Source organism: Corynebacterium sp. c3Ub_189, from assembly GCF_039907195.1.
In the GTDB taxonomy this organism is placed as follows: Bacteria; Actinomycetota; Actinomycetes; order Mycobacteriales; family Mycobacteriaceae; genus Corynebacterium.
The window spans coordinates 78,293-94,443 of record NZ_JASBOF010000010.1 but is presented as its reverse complement, the minus strand read 5'-3'; the positions used below and the strand labels follow the sequence as shown (position 1 = coordinate 94,443).

The following is a 16,151-nucleotide window of genomic DNA, read 5'->3' as shown; positions in this document are numbered from 1 at the left end:
ATTTCTCGAAAAGGGGCTCTGACCTTGTGCGGCCTGAGGGGATCGAACCCCCGACCTATTGGGTGTAAACCAATTGCTCTTCCAGCTGAGCTAAAGCCGCATGCGCTCTTGCGCTGTTAGAAACAGTAGCGCAGGTTGCTAAAGCAACACAAATCGGCAGGTAAAGCCCTACTTCTTGGTGTAGCCGCGCTGCACCAAGCACGAGCCTTGCCACTCGCCTAGGCGCTCCGCCTTGGTCTGCACTAGGCCTGCCAGCTGAGCGGACTCAGAGATGAGCCCAGGCTCTACGGTTCCCGGCTTGCCGGCACCTGGAGTAAGCAGCCAGACTGCACCGTTATCGGCCAGCGGGCGGCTCGCGTCCACCAGTCCATCCACAAGGTCGCCGTCTTCTTCGCGCCACCAAAGAAGGACTACATCGCACAGCTCGTCATTTTCTTCTTCCAAGAAGTCATCGCCGAGCACGGCCTCGATCGATTCAGAGATTGCGGTATCGCAATCCTCGTCCCAACCAAGCTCCAGGGCGATTTGCCCTTCCTTGATTCCGAGCTTGACTGCAGCGTCAGCCACTATGCATTTCCTTCCTATTTTAGTGAATGTCTGGTCCGCGTATCGCCCGCATCCTGCGGGTAAATCGCGGCTTAATAGAAGCATTTTAACGTCCACCGGCCCCTTTTACCCGCCTAAGGGCCGCAATTCCCCCATTTTGCAGGCCCTGCCACCAACGCAGCTGGCTCCACAGAGTTAGCAAACTACCCTCTTTTACCCCAACAAACTTTGCAAAGGTACTGGTTATGGCAATGTAACGTACCGCACGTCCCCTTAAGTCGGACTTCACAACGACTGTGGATCTGTGAGCGCGTATCCTAGTAGGCAAACTGTGCAGACCCTTAAATAGGAGGTTTAAATGGCCGAGAAGGACGCCCACCAGGGCGACTCCAACTTCCCCCTCATCCGCGACGGCGTTGCATCGTATCTTCACGATAATGATCCAGAAGAGACCCGCGAGTGGATGGACTCCCTCGATGGTCTGCTGGACCACTCCGATCCGGAGCGCGCACGCTACTTGATGCTGCGCCTGCTCGAGCGCGCTACTGCGAAGCGCGTTGAGGTGCCGTCGTTGACGTCTACGGACTTCGTCAACACCATCCCCACCACCATGGAGCCGGAGTTCCCAGGTGATGAGGAGCTGGAGAAGCGCTACCGCCGCTGGATCCGCTGGAACGCAGCCATCATGGTGCACCGCGCACAGCGCCCGGGCATTGGCGTGGGCGGCCACATCTCCACCTACGCAGGCGCTGCCCCGCTATACGAGGTCGGCCTGAACCACTTCTTCAAGGGCAAGGACGATCCTTCGGGCGGCGACCAGGTCTTCTTCCAAGGCCACGCTTCCCCCGGAATGTACGCGCGCGCATACATGGAAGGCCGCCTGACCGAAAAGGATCTGGACGGCTTCCGCCAAGAGGTCTCCCGCGGTGAGGGCGAGGGCCTGCCGTCCTACCCGCACCCGCGTCTAATGCCATGGTTCTGGGAATTCCCCACCGTGTCCATGGGCTTGGGCCCGATTAACGCTATCTACCAGGCACGCTTTAATAAGTACCTGGAGACCCGCGGCATCAAGGACACCTCCAAGCAGCACGTATGGGCTTTCTTGGGCGATGGCGAGATGGACGAGCCAGAATCCCGCGGTTTGCTGCAGATCGCATCCCTCTACGAGCTGGATAACCTCACCTTCGTGGTCAACTGCAACCTGCAGCGCCTTGACGGCCCGGTTCGCGGCAATACCCAGATCATCCAGGAGCTGGAGTCTTTCTTCCGCGGTGCTGGCTGGGAGGTCATCAAGGTTATTTGGGGCCGCGGCTGGGATAAGCTGCTGGAAAAGGACACCGAGGGTGCCCTCGTCAACGTCATGAACACCACCTCCGACGGTGACTACCAGACCTTTAAGGCGAATGATGGCGCCTATGTGCGTGAGCACTTCTTCGGCCGCGATGAGCGCACGGCCAAGCTGGTAGAAGACATGTCCGATGATGAGATTTGGGCACTGCGCCGTGGCGGCCACGATTACCGCAAGGTCTACGCTGCCTACGCTCGCGCGCTGGAGAACAAGGGCACCGGCAAGCCAACCGTCATCCTGGCGCACACCATTAAGGGCTACGGCTTGGGCCACAACTTCGAGGGCCGCAACGCTACCCACCAGATGAAGAAGCTGACCCTGGATGATCTGAAGCGCTTCCGCGATAAGCAGGAGATTCCGTTCTCCGATGCGGAGCTGGAGAAGGATCCGTACCTGCCGCCGTACTACCACCCGGGCAAGGATTCCCCGGAGATCAAGTACATGCTGGAGCGTCGTAAAGAGCTCGGCGGCTTCCTGCCGGAGCGCCGTGAGGACTTCACCCCGCTTGAGGCACCTGCGCTGGATAAGCTGCGCTCCGTGCGCAAGGGCTCCGGCAAGCAGGAAGTAGCCACCACCATGGCCCTGGTGCGCACCTTCAAGGAGATCATGCGCAACAAGGAGCTGGGCAAGCGCGTTGTGCCGATCATTCCGGACGAGGCCCGCACCTTTGGTATGGACTCCTGGTTCCCCACCATGAAGATCTGGAACCCACGCGGCCAGAACTACGTGCCGGTTGACCATGACTTGATGCTGTCCTACCGCGAGGCTACCGACGGCCAGATCATGCACGAGGGCATTTCTGAGGCCGGCGCCGCTGCCTCCTTCACCGCGGCAGCTACGTCCTATGCCACCCAGGGCGAGGCCATGATTCCGCTGTACATCTTCTACTCGATGTTCGGCTTCCAGCGCACCGGCGATGCCTTCTGGGCGGCTGGTGACCAGATGGGCCGCGGCTTCATTATCGGCGCTACCGCCGGCCGCACCACCCTGACCGGTGAGGGCCTGCAGCACATGGACGGCCACTCCCCTGTCCTGGCCGCTACCAACCCGGCCGTGGTTTCTTATGACCCGGCCTTCGGCTACGAGGTGGCGCACCTGGTCACCCGCGGTATTGAGCGCATGTACGGCAAGGACCATGAGGCCATCATGTACTACCTCACCGTCTACAACGAGCCGGTGCACCAGCCGGCCGAGCCGGAGGACTTGGACGTGGAGGGCCTGCACAAGGGCATCTACCACTTCAACACCGCTGAGGGCGGCTCCATTGCTGCCAATATCTTGGCTTCCGGCGTGGGCGTGCACGAGGCGCTGCGCGCGCAGCAGCTGCTTGCCGACGACTTCGATGTCAAGGCCTCCATCTTCTCCGTCACCTCCTGGAACGAGCTGGCCCGCGACGGTGCCCGCCGCAACAAGGAGGCCCTGCGCAAGGGTGAGGAGCCGACCGAGGCATTTGCTACCTCCCAGCTCAAGGGCTACGAGGGTCCGTTCGTTGGCGTCTCTGACTTCACCACCGAGCTGCAGGAGCAGATCCGCCCGTACGTCCCAGGTACCTACATCACCTTGGGTGCGGATGGCTTCGGCTTCTCCGATACTCGCGAAGGCGCACGCCGCTACTTCAACATCGATGCCGAGTCCATCGTCGTCGCCGTACTCGATGGCCTGGCTCGCGAGGGCAAGATTGAGCGCTCCGTTGTGGAGAAGGCAGCCAAGGATCTCAAGCTGGATGATCCGACCGCTACCACCCACATCGAGGCCTAATCCCCGCATTGGTGCGAGCTAGAACCGCACCAATGCGTTACAAGTAAGGCGCCGCCGGCTTCCCGCCGCGGCGCCTTTTGCGTGCCTCGAGAGGTATTCGCTTGAGCTGTCTGCCTATATCGCGTCGAGGACGCGGCCGAGGGCTGCGGAGATGGCCTCAGGGTCTTCGAGGATCACCATGTGCCCGGAGCCTTCCACCGTCTGCAGACTCGCGGCTGGCCAATTCTCACAGAGCACTTCGGATTGCGAACGTGGGGTGACAATATCGGCGGTTCCCACCACTACCTCACCGTGGAGCTTCGCCAGCCTTTCGGCGGCGCCGTACTCAGCGTGCTCCAGAAGATCGTCGAAGAAACCGGAGTAGGAGGCCAAGGGGGTATCGAGAAGCATGGCAACATGGAACTGCAGCTTCTCCATCTGGGGAAAGCCGGCTAGGGTCACGGCAAAAAGCGGGGCAATAAAGCGGGCAACTTCGAAGCGGGCACTATCGACGCGCCCGGGCAGGCGCAGGCACAAGCGGTAGAGCGCGTGCAAGGACTTGGACTGCAAAATCTGGGCCACACCCTTGGCCGCAAAGCGACGCATAGAAGTAGAAATCAGCAACGCGCCCTTGATGCGCTCATACACCTCGGCCGGCGCACGGCGGATGAGGTTCAAGGCAACCATGCCGCCCAGGGAATGACCCACGATGACCAAGTTGCCGCGGGGAGCGCGCTCGCGGATGACGGCTAGGACGTCGTCGGCAGCCGCGTCAACGGTGCACTCTTCTGGGGCGACCGTGGAGGACTGCCCATGCCCACGCAGGTCCACCAACAGTGCGCGCGCGTTGCGGTCGCGCAAGTAATTGGCCTGGTCATAATAGGCTTCTGAGGACAGGCAATAGCCGTGAATGAACACCACCGTCACCGGGGCGTCCTGCTGGCCTACTTCGTACCAGGCGATGTCTAGGCCATCGTGGTCCACGGTGCCGGACGCGCTGATGTGGGTAAGCCCCGGCTCGGTAGAGGGATCATGCAATCCGCCATAGAGCTTTTCTAGCTCGGCGCGGTGCGAGGGGCGCAGGCGCTTGAGCCAACTACGCGCCACAACGGAAGAACGTTTTCTCAATGCCATAACGGGATCAATACTAGACTGGTGGGCATGGCAAACGACCTCAGTGCCCAATTGCAGGCAAAGTTCAATGCGAGTGCGCCGGATAAGGAGCCGGAACGAGATACCCTTAGCCAGCTCATCGCACTCATCCACAAGGTCACCGGGACCGAGGAAGACTTGGGCCGCGAGACCCGCCTGAAGGATATCGGCGTGGAGTCGCTCGATTTGGTGGAGCTCACCGTGCGCGCGGAAGAGGCCTTCCAGGTCCGCTTTTCTGAGGAGACGATGCTCAACAGCGAAACCATCGGCGATATCGCCGAGTATGTGGAGGATCACCAATGATTTCTTATCTATCAGACATGGACGGCGTGCTCATCAAAGAAGGTGAGATGATCCCTGGCGCCGATAAATTTATCCAGGCACTTAAAGACAATGACATCGAGTACATGGTGCTGACCAATAACTCCATGTCTACCCCGCGGGACCTATCTGCCCGCCTGCGCAATACTGGACTGGACATTCCCGCTGAGCGCATCTGGACCTCCGCTACCGCTACCGCGAACTTTCTTTCCAGCCAGGTAAGCTCCAGCAAGGCCTACGTAGTGGGCGAATCCGGCCTGACCACCGCCATGCATGAGGCAGGCTGGATCCTCACCAACGATGACCCGGACTTCGTGGTGCTTGGTGAGACCCGCACTTACTCCTTTGAAGCGATTACCACCGCCATTAACCTCATCCGCGATGGTGCGCGTTTTATTGCCACCAACCCGGATGTCACCGGCCCCGCCCCCACGGGCGTACTTCCAGCTACCGGCGCCGTGGCCGCGCTCATTACCGCCGCCACCAACCGCGAGCCTTATTATGTAGGCAAGCCCAACCCGGTCATGATGCGCTCGGCGCTCAATCATATTGGTGCTCACTCGGAGCACACGGTCATGATTGGTGACCGCATGGATACAGACGTCAAGGCGGGCCTTGAGGCCGGCATGCGCACGGTACTGGTGCGCTCCGGCATTTCCGATGACCGAGAAATTTCCCGCTACCCGTACCGCCCGTCGGCCGTGCTGAAATCCGTGGCGGAGCTGCCAGACAAGATCCTGGATCCCTTCGCCGAAGCGGAATAGCTCTTTCCCAATCGCACCATCCGGCGGCAGAAGCAAAGGGGTTGGCCAGCAGCAGCTGGTCCAACCCCTTTCGCGCCTTCTACGGCAGGCGCACAGCAGCAGTAAAGCCGTGGCGCTGCGCGAGGTAGCGCACAACGCAATCAAGCGCGTCCAGCTCCTCGCGGGTGCCGGTAAGCACCTGGTGGCAGCCGATACCGCTGCCCGCGTTGGCGCAGGCGCTCCCGCCCTGGGCAAGCGCCGCTACGGAAAGCCCATCCCGGAACCAACGAGTGCACCACTGAGCGGTCAGTGGATCATCGCCCGGAATGATAAATTCCGACTCGGTACGGATGCACCGATCCATGGCGTGTTCAATCTCCGAGCGCAGCTTGCGCGGCATCCCAGAAATCTTCAGCACACCGGTGACCACGGTGGCACCGCCGTTGACGGAGGGCCACGTGGAGGTGGAGGCCGGCTGTTCAACCGGCGCAGGGTTAACGCACGTATTCATAGCCGATTCTCCCTCGACATAGATCACCACCGCACGAGGCCTGCCGGCCCGGCGCGATGCAAGACGAGCTTCGTCTTCCCCAACGAACTGTCTGATGCGTCTGCTCACAATTTTCCTGCGTCACACCCCTCCCTACAACCCTCAACTTTCACTTCAACCCCCATTCGCTAAACCTCAACCCTAGGTACAGACTGGGGCCAAAGGTGCAGGTGAAACCAATGTTACAAATGTGAAATTTGGAGTTTGCTGAGAAAATTCTTGCCTTCCTTGACGGCGGGCAACAGAAGCCCTGCTCACGCCCGGGAAAGCACAACTAGGCTCTCACGCAACCGCTGCCCGTGCGCTCGCACCGGTTTCCCGCGCAGGATGCCCCCTTTCGCACGAAATTCCCCGACTTCTCCCCGCCCCGCGGGGGAGCCTTCCACCGCACCACTTCCCCCAGTGGAAGGCGCTCGCTCCGCCACAGCGGGAAGATTACAAAGAGTTCCAGATGGCGGTATTCGTATCGTGCCAGAGCGGCTTGCACCACTCACCAAAGTCGCGGTTTGTGAGCGCGACCATGGCATAGTCGCCGGCGACCCAGAGGTAGGTGCCGGACATGCCGAAGTGACCGACGGCGTCGGCAGGCAGGGCGCCCATCCAGTGATCCTTATCGCCGTGGATTTCAAAGCCTAGACCCCAGGTGCAGTCTTTGAAACTGCCGTAGCCCGGAACGATGCCGCGCAATCCGTCGAAGTGTACGCGGCGCATGTCGGCCACGGTGGAGGGGTGCAGGAGTTGTGGATTCTGGACTTCCGCGGCAAAGGCCGCGAGATCCTCCACCGTGGAAACCAAACCGTGCCCGGCCGAGCCTTCCAGCCGGGTGGACTCCATGCCCAGCGGGGCCAAAATGCCTTCGCGCAGGTACTCGGCAAAGTCCATGCCCGTAGCTTCGGCCACGGCATCCGCGGCCCACTCATAACCGGCCGAGGAATAGATGCGGCGCTCGCCCACCGGCTTCTGCGACTCCCGGGAATCAAAGGAAACGCCAGAGGCGTGTGCAAGCAGGTGCTCGAGCGTGGAGCCCTCCGGGCCGGCGGGCTGCTCTAGCTCCACGGCTCCTTCTTCCACGGCCAGCATCACGCCGTACGCTGCGACCAGCTTGGTTACCGATGCCACCGGAAATTCACGGGCGGTATCCCCCACCGTTTCTTGCACCTCGCCACGGTGCAGCAAGGCTCCGGCCACCGTATCCGCGGGCCACTGGCTAATTTGGCTAAATTCACTCATACTCTCTAGCCTACTGAGCCACATTCGGAAGGACTGGACCGCTTTGGGCGCGCCTTTTCGAGCCGGTCACTCCTTTGGCCTACTGGGCCCGCGTACGCCTTGGGCTCACGAATCCCACATACCTTAGGTCTACTGGGTTCCGCACGCCTTAGGTCGAAGGTGATCGGGCCGATCTGAGCGAATAGACCCCTCAATTCAGCCCTAAAGGCCTCAAATCAGCCCGATCAGAATGGACCTAAGCCACAGAAGCCGGCGAAAGCCCCTCGAAACCGCCCAACCACCAGACGCGTCAGGCCCACAGGAAGCCGCCCAAGTAAACCACCGGTTAAAACAACAAGAACATTTTATGGAATCGGGCAAGAAACGGTTGCACACCCATTAGACATGAGAAAACTTTCAACCATGTCTAATAATTCTAAGAACACGGGCAGCGCAGTTAACCGCCGCCGATTCCTGCAATCCACCGGTACCGCCGGTGCCGCCATCGCTCTGTCCGGTGCAGCCGCCAACGCCCAAAGCAGCCTCTCGCCGCGCGTGGAGCAGCACATGGTGGAGCCCAAGCTGGGCGAGCGGCCCTTCCTCCACGGTGTGGCCTCGGGTGACCCGATTCCGGATTCGGTCATCTTGTGGACCCGCGTGACCCCGGATGCCGATGCCATGCCGGGATCTGGCCTGGGCGAGGCCACCCGGGTGGAGTGGGAAATTGCCAAGGATGAGGGGTTTGGGGACGTCGTCAAGCGGGGCGAAGTGACCACCGACGCCGGCCAGGACCACACCGTGCACGTGGATCCGCATGGCCTGGAGCCGGAGACCGTGTACTTCTTCCGCTTTAAGGCGCAGGATAAGTACTCGCCCGTCGGCCGCACCAAGACCGCCCCGGCGCTGAGCGCCTCCCCGGAAGAGCTCACCTTTGGCGTGGCTAGCTGCGCCAACTGGGAGTCCGGCTTCTTCAATGCCTATGGCGATATTGCCCAGCGCGGCCGCGCGGACCAGCTGGATTACATGATTTTCTTGGGCGACTATATCTACGAGTATCCGCAGCGCGAATACGCTGGCTATGGCCCGGTGCGCCTGCATCACCCGGCGCACGAGATTATCTCGCTGGAGGATTACCGCATCCGCTTCGGACGCTACCGCACCGATGAGAACCTGCAGGCCGCACACGGTGCGCTGCCGTGGGTCGTGGTGTGGGATGACCACGAGGTAGCCAACGATAACTGGCGCGAGGGCGCCGAGAACCACACCGAAGGCGAGGAAGGAGCCTTCCTGGACCGCCGCAAGGCCGCGATGCAGGCCTACTTTGAGTGGATGCCGGTGCGCGCGACCAACCCGTCCGAGCAGGGCCACCTCTACCGCAGCCTGACCTTCGGTGATCTGGTGGAGCTGACCATGATGGACCTGCGCACCTACCGCGATGAGCAGGTGCGCTTTGGCCCGCGCAAGATGGCCGCTGAAGGCCGCACGATGCTCGGCTCTGAGCAGTACAACTGGCTGCTCAATAAGATCGAGACCTCTTCTGCCAAGTGGAATATGCTGGGCAATTCCGTCATGTTCTCCCCCATGAACCTGGCTACCCTGCAACAAGATGAGAAGACCAAGCCGGTTTCTTCCTCGCTGTCTTCCAATATCACCGGCATTCCGGTCAACGGCGACCAGTGGGATGGCTACTCTGCAGAGCGCCGCTTGCTTATCGACGCCCTCTCTAAGCACGACTCCCACACCCTCTTTGTCACCGGCGATATCCACTCCGAGTGGGCGCATAATATCAGCAAGGATGGCCGCATCTTCGGCGCCGAGATGGTCTGCGCCTCCGTGTCTGCGCCCAACGTGAACGAGCAGCTGAAGCTGCCGGAGGGCAATGAGCTTTCCAAGTTGGCTGAGCGCTACTTGATGGGAGCCAACCCGCACACCCGCCACGTGGATCTGGACCACCACGGTTACAGCTATGTCACCGTGCGCCCGGATTCGGCGGAAATGCACTGGTTGCGCGTGGATAATCTGCTCACCGCCAAGTCCCCGGTGCGCGAGGCCGTGACCATGACCTGGCGCCCGGGTGAGGGCTACACCAAGTAGTTGTAAGTTCTGTCACATGACAGGTACTCGGTGTTAACGAACGAGTAGTACACCTTCGATAGGGATAGTGAAAGACCCTCTCTGGGGAATTTCACTACCTATCACTCGCCCGCCTGTCGGGCCCCCTTTGGTGCCGCGGATTCTTCCCTAGTCCGCGGCATACTCATAGTCGATGTAGCCGCGCTCGCCGCCCAGGTAGAACGTAGCCTGGTCCGGCTCGTTGAGCTCAAGGCCCTCACTCCAGCGCCGCACCAGGTCCGGGTTGGCAATGAGCTGACGGCCCACCACTGCGGCATCCACGTAGTCCAGCTCGATTTCGCGCTGGGCATCCTCCTTCGAGGTAATCGTGGGGAAGCCATCATTCATAAGCACCTTGGTCACGCCGTTTGCGCGTGCCTTCTGTGCCAGCGTGGCGATGAGCTCGCTGTCCGGCTCGCCATGCAGCAAGGACACATAGGCCAGGTTCAGCGGTGCCAGGGCATCGAGAAGCCCGCCGTAGGTGGCCAGCATGTCTTCCTGATCGTCTTCGATGACGCCCTGCACGTTGTGTGCCGGGGAGAAACGCACGCCCACGCGGTCGCCACCGATTTCCTCTACGACGGCGCGGATGACCAACTCTGGCAGACGCCAGCGATTTTCCGGGCTGCCGCCAAATTCATCCTCGCGCTTATTGGACGAGGCCGCCATAAACTCATGCAGCAGGTAGCCGTTGGCGCCGTGGATCTCCACGCCGTCAACGCCGGCGTCAACTGCCCGGCGCGCGCCCTGGCGGAATTCGTCCACGATGCGCGGTAGCTCTTCCTTCTTCAGTTCACGCGGGATCGGCGCGTCCATCTTGCCAGCGAAGCCACGCACGGTTCCGCCCCAATCGAAGGCGCTCGGCGCCTCCGGGTTCGCTCCGTCAATCAGGTCTGGGTGGCTCGTGCGGCCGCCGTGCATGATCTGCATGAACAGGGTGCCGCCTTCCTCGTGCACGCGGTCTGCGACGGCGCGCCAACCTTCTGCCTGCTCGTCGGTCGCAATGCCCGCCTGGCCCGGGAATGCGCGGTTGGTCCACGCCGGGAAGGTTCCCTCCGTAACCACCAGACCAGCCGTCGCACGCTGCGAGTAGTACTTCTGGTGCAGCTCGGTGGGTACACCGCTTTCGCCTGCACGCTGGCGGGTCAGCGCCGCCATGGTGACGCGGTTATCTAGCTTGAATCGGCCAAGTTCCAGTGGTTCGAAAAGTGAAGTCATGCCCAGTGCAACGCGCAGCCGGGCTGCACTATTTCACCACTGTCAAAAGGATAATGACACCAGCGTGTATGCCAGCTTTACCTCGCCCAATAATGAGCGCTGGACGGACCGGCTTACTGTAGAAGCCTTACTAGCGCGGCTCTGCCGGGATCTCTTGGCCGGTGCTGCCGGCGGTTCCGGACGCTTGGGCGCCATCGCCAGCGTCGCTCCCGGCAGTGGGCGCAGCGCCGGCCCCGTTGCCGGAATCGGTCCCGCCGTTGGCGGCGCTCGGAGCGGGCGAGGCATTACCTGTAGCACCAGTTTCCTGGCCACCGCCACCACCGCTGCCGGCAGGCGAATCAGTCGCGCCAGCGCCATCAGAGCCTTGCGGGTTGGCGGTCTCCGTGGCAGCAGAGCTGTCCTCCGTCGGCTCGTTCTGTGTGCCGGTCTCGGTGGTTTCGGGGGTGGGGTTGGTGGAGGGGGCGTCGGAAAGCGGCGAGGAAGAGGCCTCCGCGCCGCTATCGCGCCAATGCTCAGGCGAGAGCCAGCCGGCGTCGGCATTTTCGGGATTGCTTGAGGCCAGGGCCAAGGCGCCGACGACGAGCAACGCGAGGATGAGGCCCGTGGTAGAGGCGCGGACCCGGCCGCCAATGGTGGCGATCTTCTGGAACTTGGAATTAGTCTCCAGCGCGCGCCAGATGCCTTGGGTGGGCTCGGGCTCGTGGTCCTCCTCATCCGGCAGCGCAGGCTTTCCGGGGCCATCGCTATCTGGGCCATCCACCTCGGGCGACTGGTTTTCCGGCTGGGAATCGGGGCGCGAGCCCTCCCCTGCCGCGGAGGCATCCTTGACGGATTCTTGTGCCGCAGCATTGTCGCCCACCGGAAGAAGCGGGCGCTGGATTTCGTCCAAGTCAGCCACGTTGTAGTGATCCCAGAACTCGGAAAGCAGCGCGGAGCGGATGGCGCGCTCCGCCGCCCACTGGCGGGCGGGGTTGACGGTAACCAATACGCGGTAGGTCACGTGCCACGACTGGCCGGCCGCCTGCGGGGCCACCAGCTGGGTGGCCGGTAGAACCTCGAGCTCGCCATTGACGTCCACGGCGATGGACGGTTCCTGGATGGCTTGCTCGGAAATCGTGCGCACCCGGCGCGTGATTTCTGGCAGGGTCTCGCCTTCTTGCACCGGCACATCAAAGTTGACCACGGCGCGCGACCACTCCTGAGAGTAGTTGGTGACCGCGCCGGCCGAGCTATTGGGCACGGTGACCAGCTCGCCGGTAGGCGTGCGCACCTTGGTGGTGCGCAGGGTCAGCATCACTACGGTGCCTTCCACGTCCGTCACACCATCGAAACTGACATAGTCACCTACGCCGAATTGCTTTTCCGAAAGGATGAAGAAGCCGGAGAGAAAGTCCGCAATGATGGACTGGGCGCCAAAGCCCACGGCGGCCGAGACTATCGTCGCCGGCACCGCAGCGCCTACCGCAGGTACACCGAGATTGGTCAGCGCGGCCCAGATGATGAGGAAGTACGCCGCCGCCTGCACGATGTAGACCAGCGCACCGGTCAGCGCCAGGCGCGCCTTGGTGGCTTCTTCGTCTTCATCGAGACGGTGCTCCATAATGCGGATGGCCAGCCTGCCGATGCGCGGGATCAAAATGCCTATCAGCAATAGCGCGATAAGCGGTAAGCCATGGTCAACAAAGAGGCCCCACAGCTCGTAGAAGTAATACTTCAGATTCATGCCTCTAGATTAGGCCGCGTGCCTGAAAACCAGATGCCAGTTGGCTGCCAGCAACCGTGCAAGCACCCGATGGATCGAGCGCGGATTGCCCGGCCCCTAGTCGCGGGAGTTATAACGCTTCATGAGGCGGTCAATGAGCTCATCGGTAAGCTTGTCATCTTCCAAGATGGTATCGAGCAGACGCTGGGATTCCTCGTGGGAGGCTTGTTCTTCCGCTTCATAGGAGTCGCCGCTAAGGTCCACGCCAATGTCGGTGTTCTCGGTCTCCGCGGTCTGGGCGCTGAGCTGATCGACGTCCGATTCAAACGACTCCATAAACTCGCTGGCCTCCGCGGCGGCCTCTTTGCGACGCTTGCCCGAGCGCACTTCCTTTTCGATGCGGCGCTGCAGTGCGGCCTCCATCTGGCGGTGGCGCCACGAGCGCACGCGGTGCGGCTCCAAGCGGCGGCCCACCGCGCGGCTCTTATTCTCGGCCTTCTTCGCCAGCACCTTCACCTGCGCCGCGGTGTGATTAATCGGCGCCCATTCCTGATACGCCGGCACGCGCCAGCCGGCCCAAATGCCCAGCAGAGCCAAGAAGATGGAAACCAGCGGCCCGATAATCATGCCCACGGCCATCATGTCATAGTGGTGGCCCACTAAGACGATGATTGCGCAGGCCACGGCCGGGATGACCGTCGGCTGGTTATCGCCAAAGACGCTAGGCTCGCGCCCCATGACGATGTCACGAATCATGGATCCGCCGGTGGCGGTAAACACACCCATCATGATGCACGGGATTAGCGGCAGCCCATAGGTAATGGCCTTCACAGCGCCGGTGGCAGCCCAGAGGCCGGACACGACGGCGTCGCCATGCGCTTGCAGATAATCCCAGGTCTTGCCCTTAAAGTAGACAAAGCGGGCAATGAGCGCGCCGGCAAAGGCCAAGTAGAGGTACTCCGGCTGGCTCATGGCCGCCACGGTGCCGCGGTTGATGAGCACGTCGCGCACCATGCCGCCGCCCAGGGAAGAAAACATCGCGATGAAGAAAAAGCCGATGATGTCATAGCCGCGCTTGCGCGCCATTGTGCCGCCGATGATTCCCATCAGCAGCACGCCGCTGATATCGGACCAGCGGTAGAGAGATTCAATGAGCGGATCCACTTCAACCATATGGCTATTAGACTTCACCGCCCGCCACCGCGCAATTAGCACACCCAAATGCGCGCCCAGGCACGAGAAAAGGCGCCGGCCTTGCTTGCCGACGCCTCCCTCTCACCGTGGGGCCACCGGGGCTCGAACCCGGGACCAACGGATTATGAGTCCGTAGCTCTAACCGACTGAGCTATAGCCCCGCGCGGATAACGCACCACTAGGGCGAAGATCCGCTCTCAAAAGAGTAGCCAATGCGGGGCTAAAGACCAATTTTCCCCCTACCTTTTTGAGTATTTGTACGTTTCCTACCCCCTGAGGGTAGAAATTATTTATGCGCAAACTACTCTCTTCTCTCGTTCTCGCCTCTGCACTCACGCTTACTTCCTGCTCAGGTAGCGGAAGTGACAACCCAAAGGCAAGCGACTCCAATAATTCCTCATCCGGTGCACAGGCTGATGCGAAGTCCGCAATTGGAACGTGGAAGCAAGAGGACAGCGCATCTGAAGATGGCTGGATGGAAGCCAGCATCACCGATGACGTCATCACCATCGAATGGGTCATGGACAACGGCGAAAATCGCATGATCTATTGGATCGGCACCTTTGACGCTCAAGCCGCTGCATCCGGTGAGACCGTTAGCTCAAACCGCGATACCGTTGCCACCGCCTCTGAGTGGATGGCCGCTTCTTCCAATAAGAAAGATTTCTCTATCGATGACGACTCCTTAACTTTCAAGGTCGCGATTGAAGATAAGGAATTCACCACGCACATGAAAAAGGTGAAGGATGATCCGACAACCGTTAAAGAGCTAAAGAGCACAGATTTCAGCCAATCCTTCAAAGACGGAGTCCTGGATGTTCCAGCCGCCAAGTTCGAAATTACCGATCACCGTGTTGTTCAACCCGGTGAGCCCGGTAACGAAATAGGTGAAAAGCCACTTCTCGTCTTTAACTATGACGTAACGAATAAAACGGATGAAACCCTAACCACCACTGACTTCGTCGTGTACTTCACCGCCATTCAAGACAATGATCCGAATAAGGTAAACGAGCTCGACCTCGGTTCCTATTTTGATCCTGAAACTTCCGATACTCAGCTTGAACAGATTAAAAAGGGAGGAACTGTCGCCGGAACAATAGCCTACGAGCTCGATGATTTAACCACACCTGTGGACCTTGTCGCGTCTAAGTCCTTCAGCCAAGACGAAATCGGCCGCCAAACTTTCGAGCTCGATTAACTGCCCGTACTCAACGCGAGTAACTCTCCCGTTCTGGCTACTGCAGAAGCCGAAGCCCGCTGAAATACAAGGCCTGAAGTGAGATCGAACCATTTTCGCGCCCCGGCTCTGTCTGGCCGCACATGGCCGCTCCTTACTCTGCAGCAAACTCAGCAGTTCCCACAGCCCGATGGAGTGCCCTAGGGCTGTTCCAACCCTTCCCTATGCAAACGTTACCCCTGCTTTTACCTCCGGTTTCTCCACAGCATAGAATCATCAGTGACATTCACCCCGATGTCACTATTTCTGTGATGGGAGATACATATGGCGACACTAGATTCCCTTTTAGTGCCCGGCGCGGTGGAGCTCCACGGCGCCGCAGATAACTGGAGGCAGGCCATCCGGCTCGCGGGCTCGCTGCTGGAAGAAGCAGGCACAATCACCGCGGACTACACCGAGGCAATGGTGCACTCCGTGGAAGAAACGGGCCCCTACATTGTGGTTGCTCCTGGCTTCGCATTCGCGCACGCGCGGCCGTCGGAGGCGGTGAAGGAAACCTCCCTGTCGTGGGTACGGCTGGATAGCCCGGTGAAATTCGGCCATGACTCTAACGATCCCGTCGACCTAGTCGTAGCTTTTGCCGCGCGCAATGACTCCGAGCATCTGCAGGCGATGAAGCAGCTAGCAAAGTTGCTTGCTACCAAGCGTGATGAGCTCAATCGCGTGGACTCTGAAGAGGAGCTCCGTGCGGTTCTTACTGCACACACGCAAAACAAAAAGCAGCCGGCGGCCAGGCCGCAGGCAACATCAGAGCCCCAAGAAGCAAAGGACACGGCCGCAGATTCTGTCGCGTCCAAGGGAAAGATCCTCACGGTGTGCGGCAACGGCCTAGGAACGTCGTTGTTCCTTAAGAACACGCTAGAGCAGGTCCTCGATGAATGGGGCTGGGGACCGTACCTGAATGTAGAAGCCACGGACACCATCTCCGCCAAGGGTCGTGCGAGCGAGGCAGATTTCCTGCTCACCTCCGGCGAAATCGCAGCAACGCTTGGCGACGTCGGCGTTCCCGTCTACGTCATTCAAGACTTCACCTCTATGTCTGAAATCGATGGGGCTCTGCGCGAGCTCTATGACATCTAAGG

13 protein-coding genes and 2 tRNA genes are annotated in these 16,151 nt (G+C 60.6%); 6 read left to right on the top strand and 9 right to left on the bottom strand.

Going from position 1 to position 16,151, the window contains the following annotated elements; all coding sequences use genetic code 11:
• Window positions 1–27: 27 nt before the first annotated feature.
• Both QKD99_RS06635 and QKD99_RS06630 read right to left on the bottom strand, forming a co-directional pair.
• Window positions 28–100, bottom strand: a tRNA-Val gene (locus QKD99_RS06635).
• A gap of 68 nt (window positions 101–168) precedes the next feature.
• The gene (locus QKD99_RS06630) at window positions 169–567 is read right to left on the bottom strand and encodes a DUF3052 domain-containing protein (protein ID WP_005324380.1); all 399 of its coding nucleotides are present in this window, start codon (window positions 565–567) and stop codon (window positions 169–171) included.
• Between the two features lie 337 nt (window positions 568–904).
• On the opposite strand from QKD99_RS06630, the gene aceE reads away from it, so the two are divergent.
• Window positions 905–3,652: a pyruvate dehydrogenase (acetyl-transferring), homodimeric type gene (aceE, locus tag QKD99_RS06625; protein ID WP_347951052.1), complete on the top strand. Its 2,748-nt coding sequence runs from the start codon at window positions 905–907 to the stop codon at window positions 3,650–3,652.
• 114 nt (window positions 3,653–3,766) lie between these two features.
• Here the strand turns inward: aceE and QKD99_RS06620 are convergent, their stop codons facing one another.
• A complete protein-coding gene (locus QKD99_RS06620) occupies window positions 3,767–4,765 on the bottom strand; it encodes an alpha/beta hydrolase (protein ID WP_347951051.1) in 999 nt (332 codons plus the stop codon).
• Window positions 4,766–4,792: 27 nt separating this feature from the next.
• On the opposite strand from QKD99_RS06620, the gene QKD99_RS06615 reads away from it, so the two are divergent.
• Both QKD99_RS06615 and QKD99_RS06610 read left to right on the top strand, forming a co-directional pair.
• Window positions 4,793–5,086 carry an acyl carrier protein gene (locus QKD99_RS06615; RefSeq protein ID WP_225746656.1) on the top strand — a complete coding sequence of 98 codons (294 nt, stop codon included), beginning with the start codon at window positions 4,793–4,795 and terminating at the stop codon, window positions 5,084–5,086.
• Window positions 5,083–5,868 carry an HAD-IIA family hydrolase gene (locus tag QKD99_RS06610; RefSeq protein ID WP_225746655.1) on the top strand — a complete coding sequence of 262 codons (786 nt, stop codon included), beginning with the start codon at window positions 5,083–5,085 and terminating at the stop codon, window positions 5,866–5,868. The genes QKD99_RS06615 and QKD99_RS06610 overlap by 4 nt, the downstream gene beginning before the upstream one ends.
• 79 nt (window positions 5,869–5,947) lie before the next feature.
• Here QKD99_RS06610 and QKD99_RS06605 read toward each other — a convergent pair whose 3' ends face one another.
• Window positions 5,948–6,358, bottom strand: a complete 411-nt coding sequence (locus QKD99_RS06605) for a hypothetical protein (RefSeq protein WP_040425190.1) — start codon at window positions 6,356–6,358, stop codon at window positions 5,948–5,950.
• Between the two features lie 474 nt (window positions 6,359–6,832).
• Window positions 6,833–7,627: a serine hydrolase domain-containing protein gene (locus tag QKD99_RS06600; RefSeq protein WP_347951050.1), complete on the bottom strand. Its 795-nt coding sequence runs from the start codon at window positions 7,625–7,627 to the stop codon at window positions 6,833–6,835.
• A 402-nt stretch (window positions 7,628–8,029) separates the two neighbouring features.
• Between QKD99_RS06600 and QKD99_RS06595 the strand changes: the two genes are divergently transcribed.
• Window positions 8,030–9,700 carry an alkaline phosphatase D family protein gene (locus QKD99_RS06595; protein WP_347951049.1) on the top strand — a complete coding sequence of 557 codons (1,671 nt, stop codon included), beginning with the start codon at window positions 8,030–8,032 and terminating at the stop codon, window positions 9,698–9,700.
• Between the two features lie 147 nt (window positions 9,701–9,847).
• Here QKD99_RS06595 and QKD99_RS06590 read toward each other — a convergent pair whose 3' ends face one another.
• The 4 genes from QKD99_RS06590 to QKD99_RS06575 form a co-directional block, all read right to left on the bottom strand.
• Window positions 9,848–10,936, bottom strand: a complete 1,089-nt coding sequence (locus tag QKD99_RS06590; RefSeq protein WP_347951048.1) for an alkene reductase — start codon at window positions 10,934–10,936, stop codon at window positions 9,848–9,850.
• A gap of 130 nt (window positions 10,937–11,066) precedes the next feature.
• Window positions 11,067–12,659 carry a mechanosensitive ion channel domain-containing protein gene (locus QKD99_RS06585; protein ID WP_347951047.1) on the bottom strand — a complete coding sequence of 531 codons (1,593 nt, stop codon included), beginning with the start codon at window positions 12,657–12,659 and terminating at the stop codon, window positions 11,067–11,069.
• Window positions 12,660–12,755: 96 nt separating this feature from the next.
• Entirely contained in the window at window positions 12,756–13,811 is a 1,056-nt protein-coding gene (locus tag QKD99_RS06580) for a TRIC cation channel family protein (RefSeq protein WP_347951046.1), read from the bottom strand.
• 108 nt (window positions 13,812–13,919) lie between these two features.
• Window positions 13,920–13,993: transfer RNA gene (locus QKD99_RS06575), tRNA-Ile, on the bottom strand.
• A 131-nt stretch (window positions 13,994–14,124) separates the two neighbouring features.
• On the opposite strand from QKD99_RS06575, the gene QKD99_RS06570 reads away from it, so the two are divergent.
• Both QKD99_RS06570 and QKD99_RS06565 read left to right on the top strand, forming a co-directional pair.
• Window positions 14,125–15,030, top strand: coding sequence for a DUF5067 domain-containing protein (locus QKD99_RS06570; RefSeq protein WP_284815331.1), 906 nt, complete (start codon window positions 14,125–14,127; stop codon window positions 15,028–15,030).
• A gap of 303 nt (window positions 15,031–15,333) precedes the next feature.
• Complete coding sequence (locus QKD99_RS06565; RefSeq protein ID WP_347951045.1) at window positions 15,334–16,149, top strand: PTS sugar transporter subunit IIA; 816 nt, start codon at window positions 15,334–15,336, stop codon at window positions 16,147–16,149.
• Window positions 16,150–16,151 lie beyond the last annotated feature (2 nt).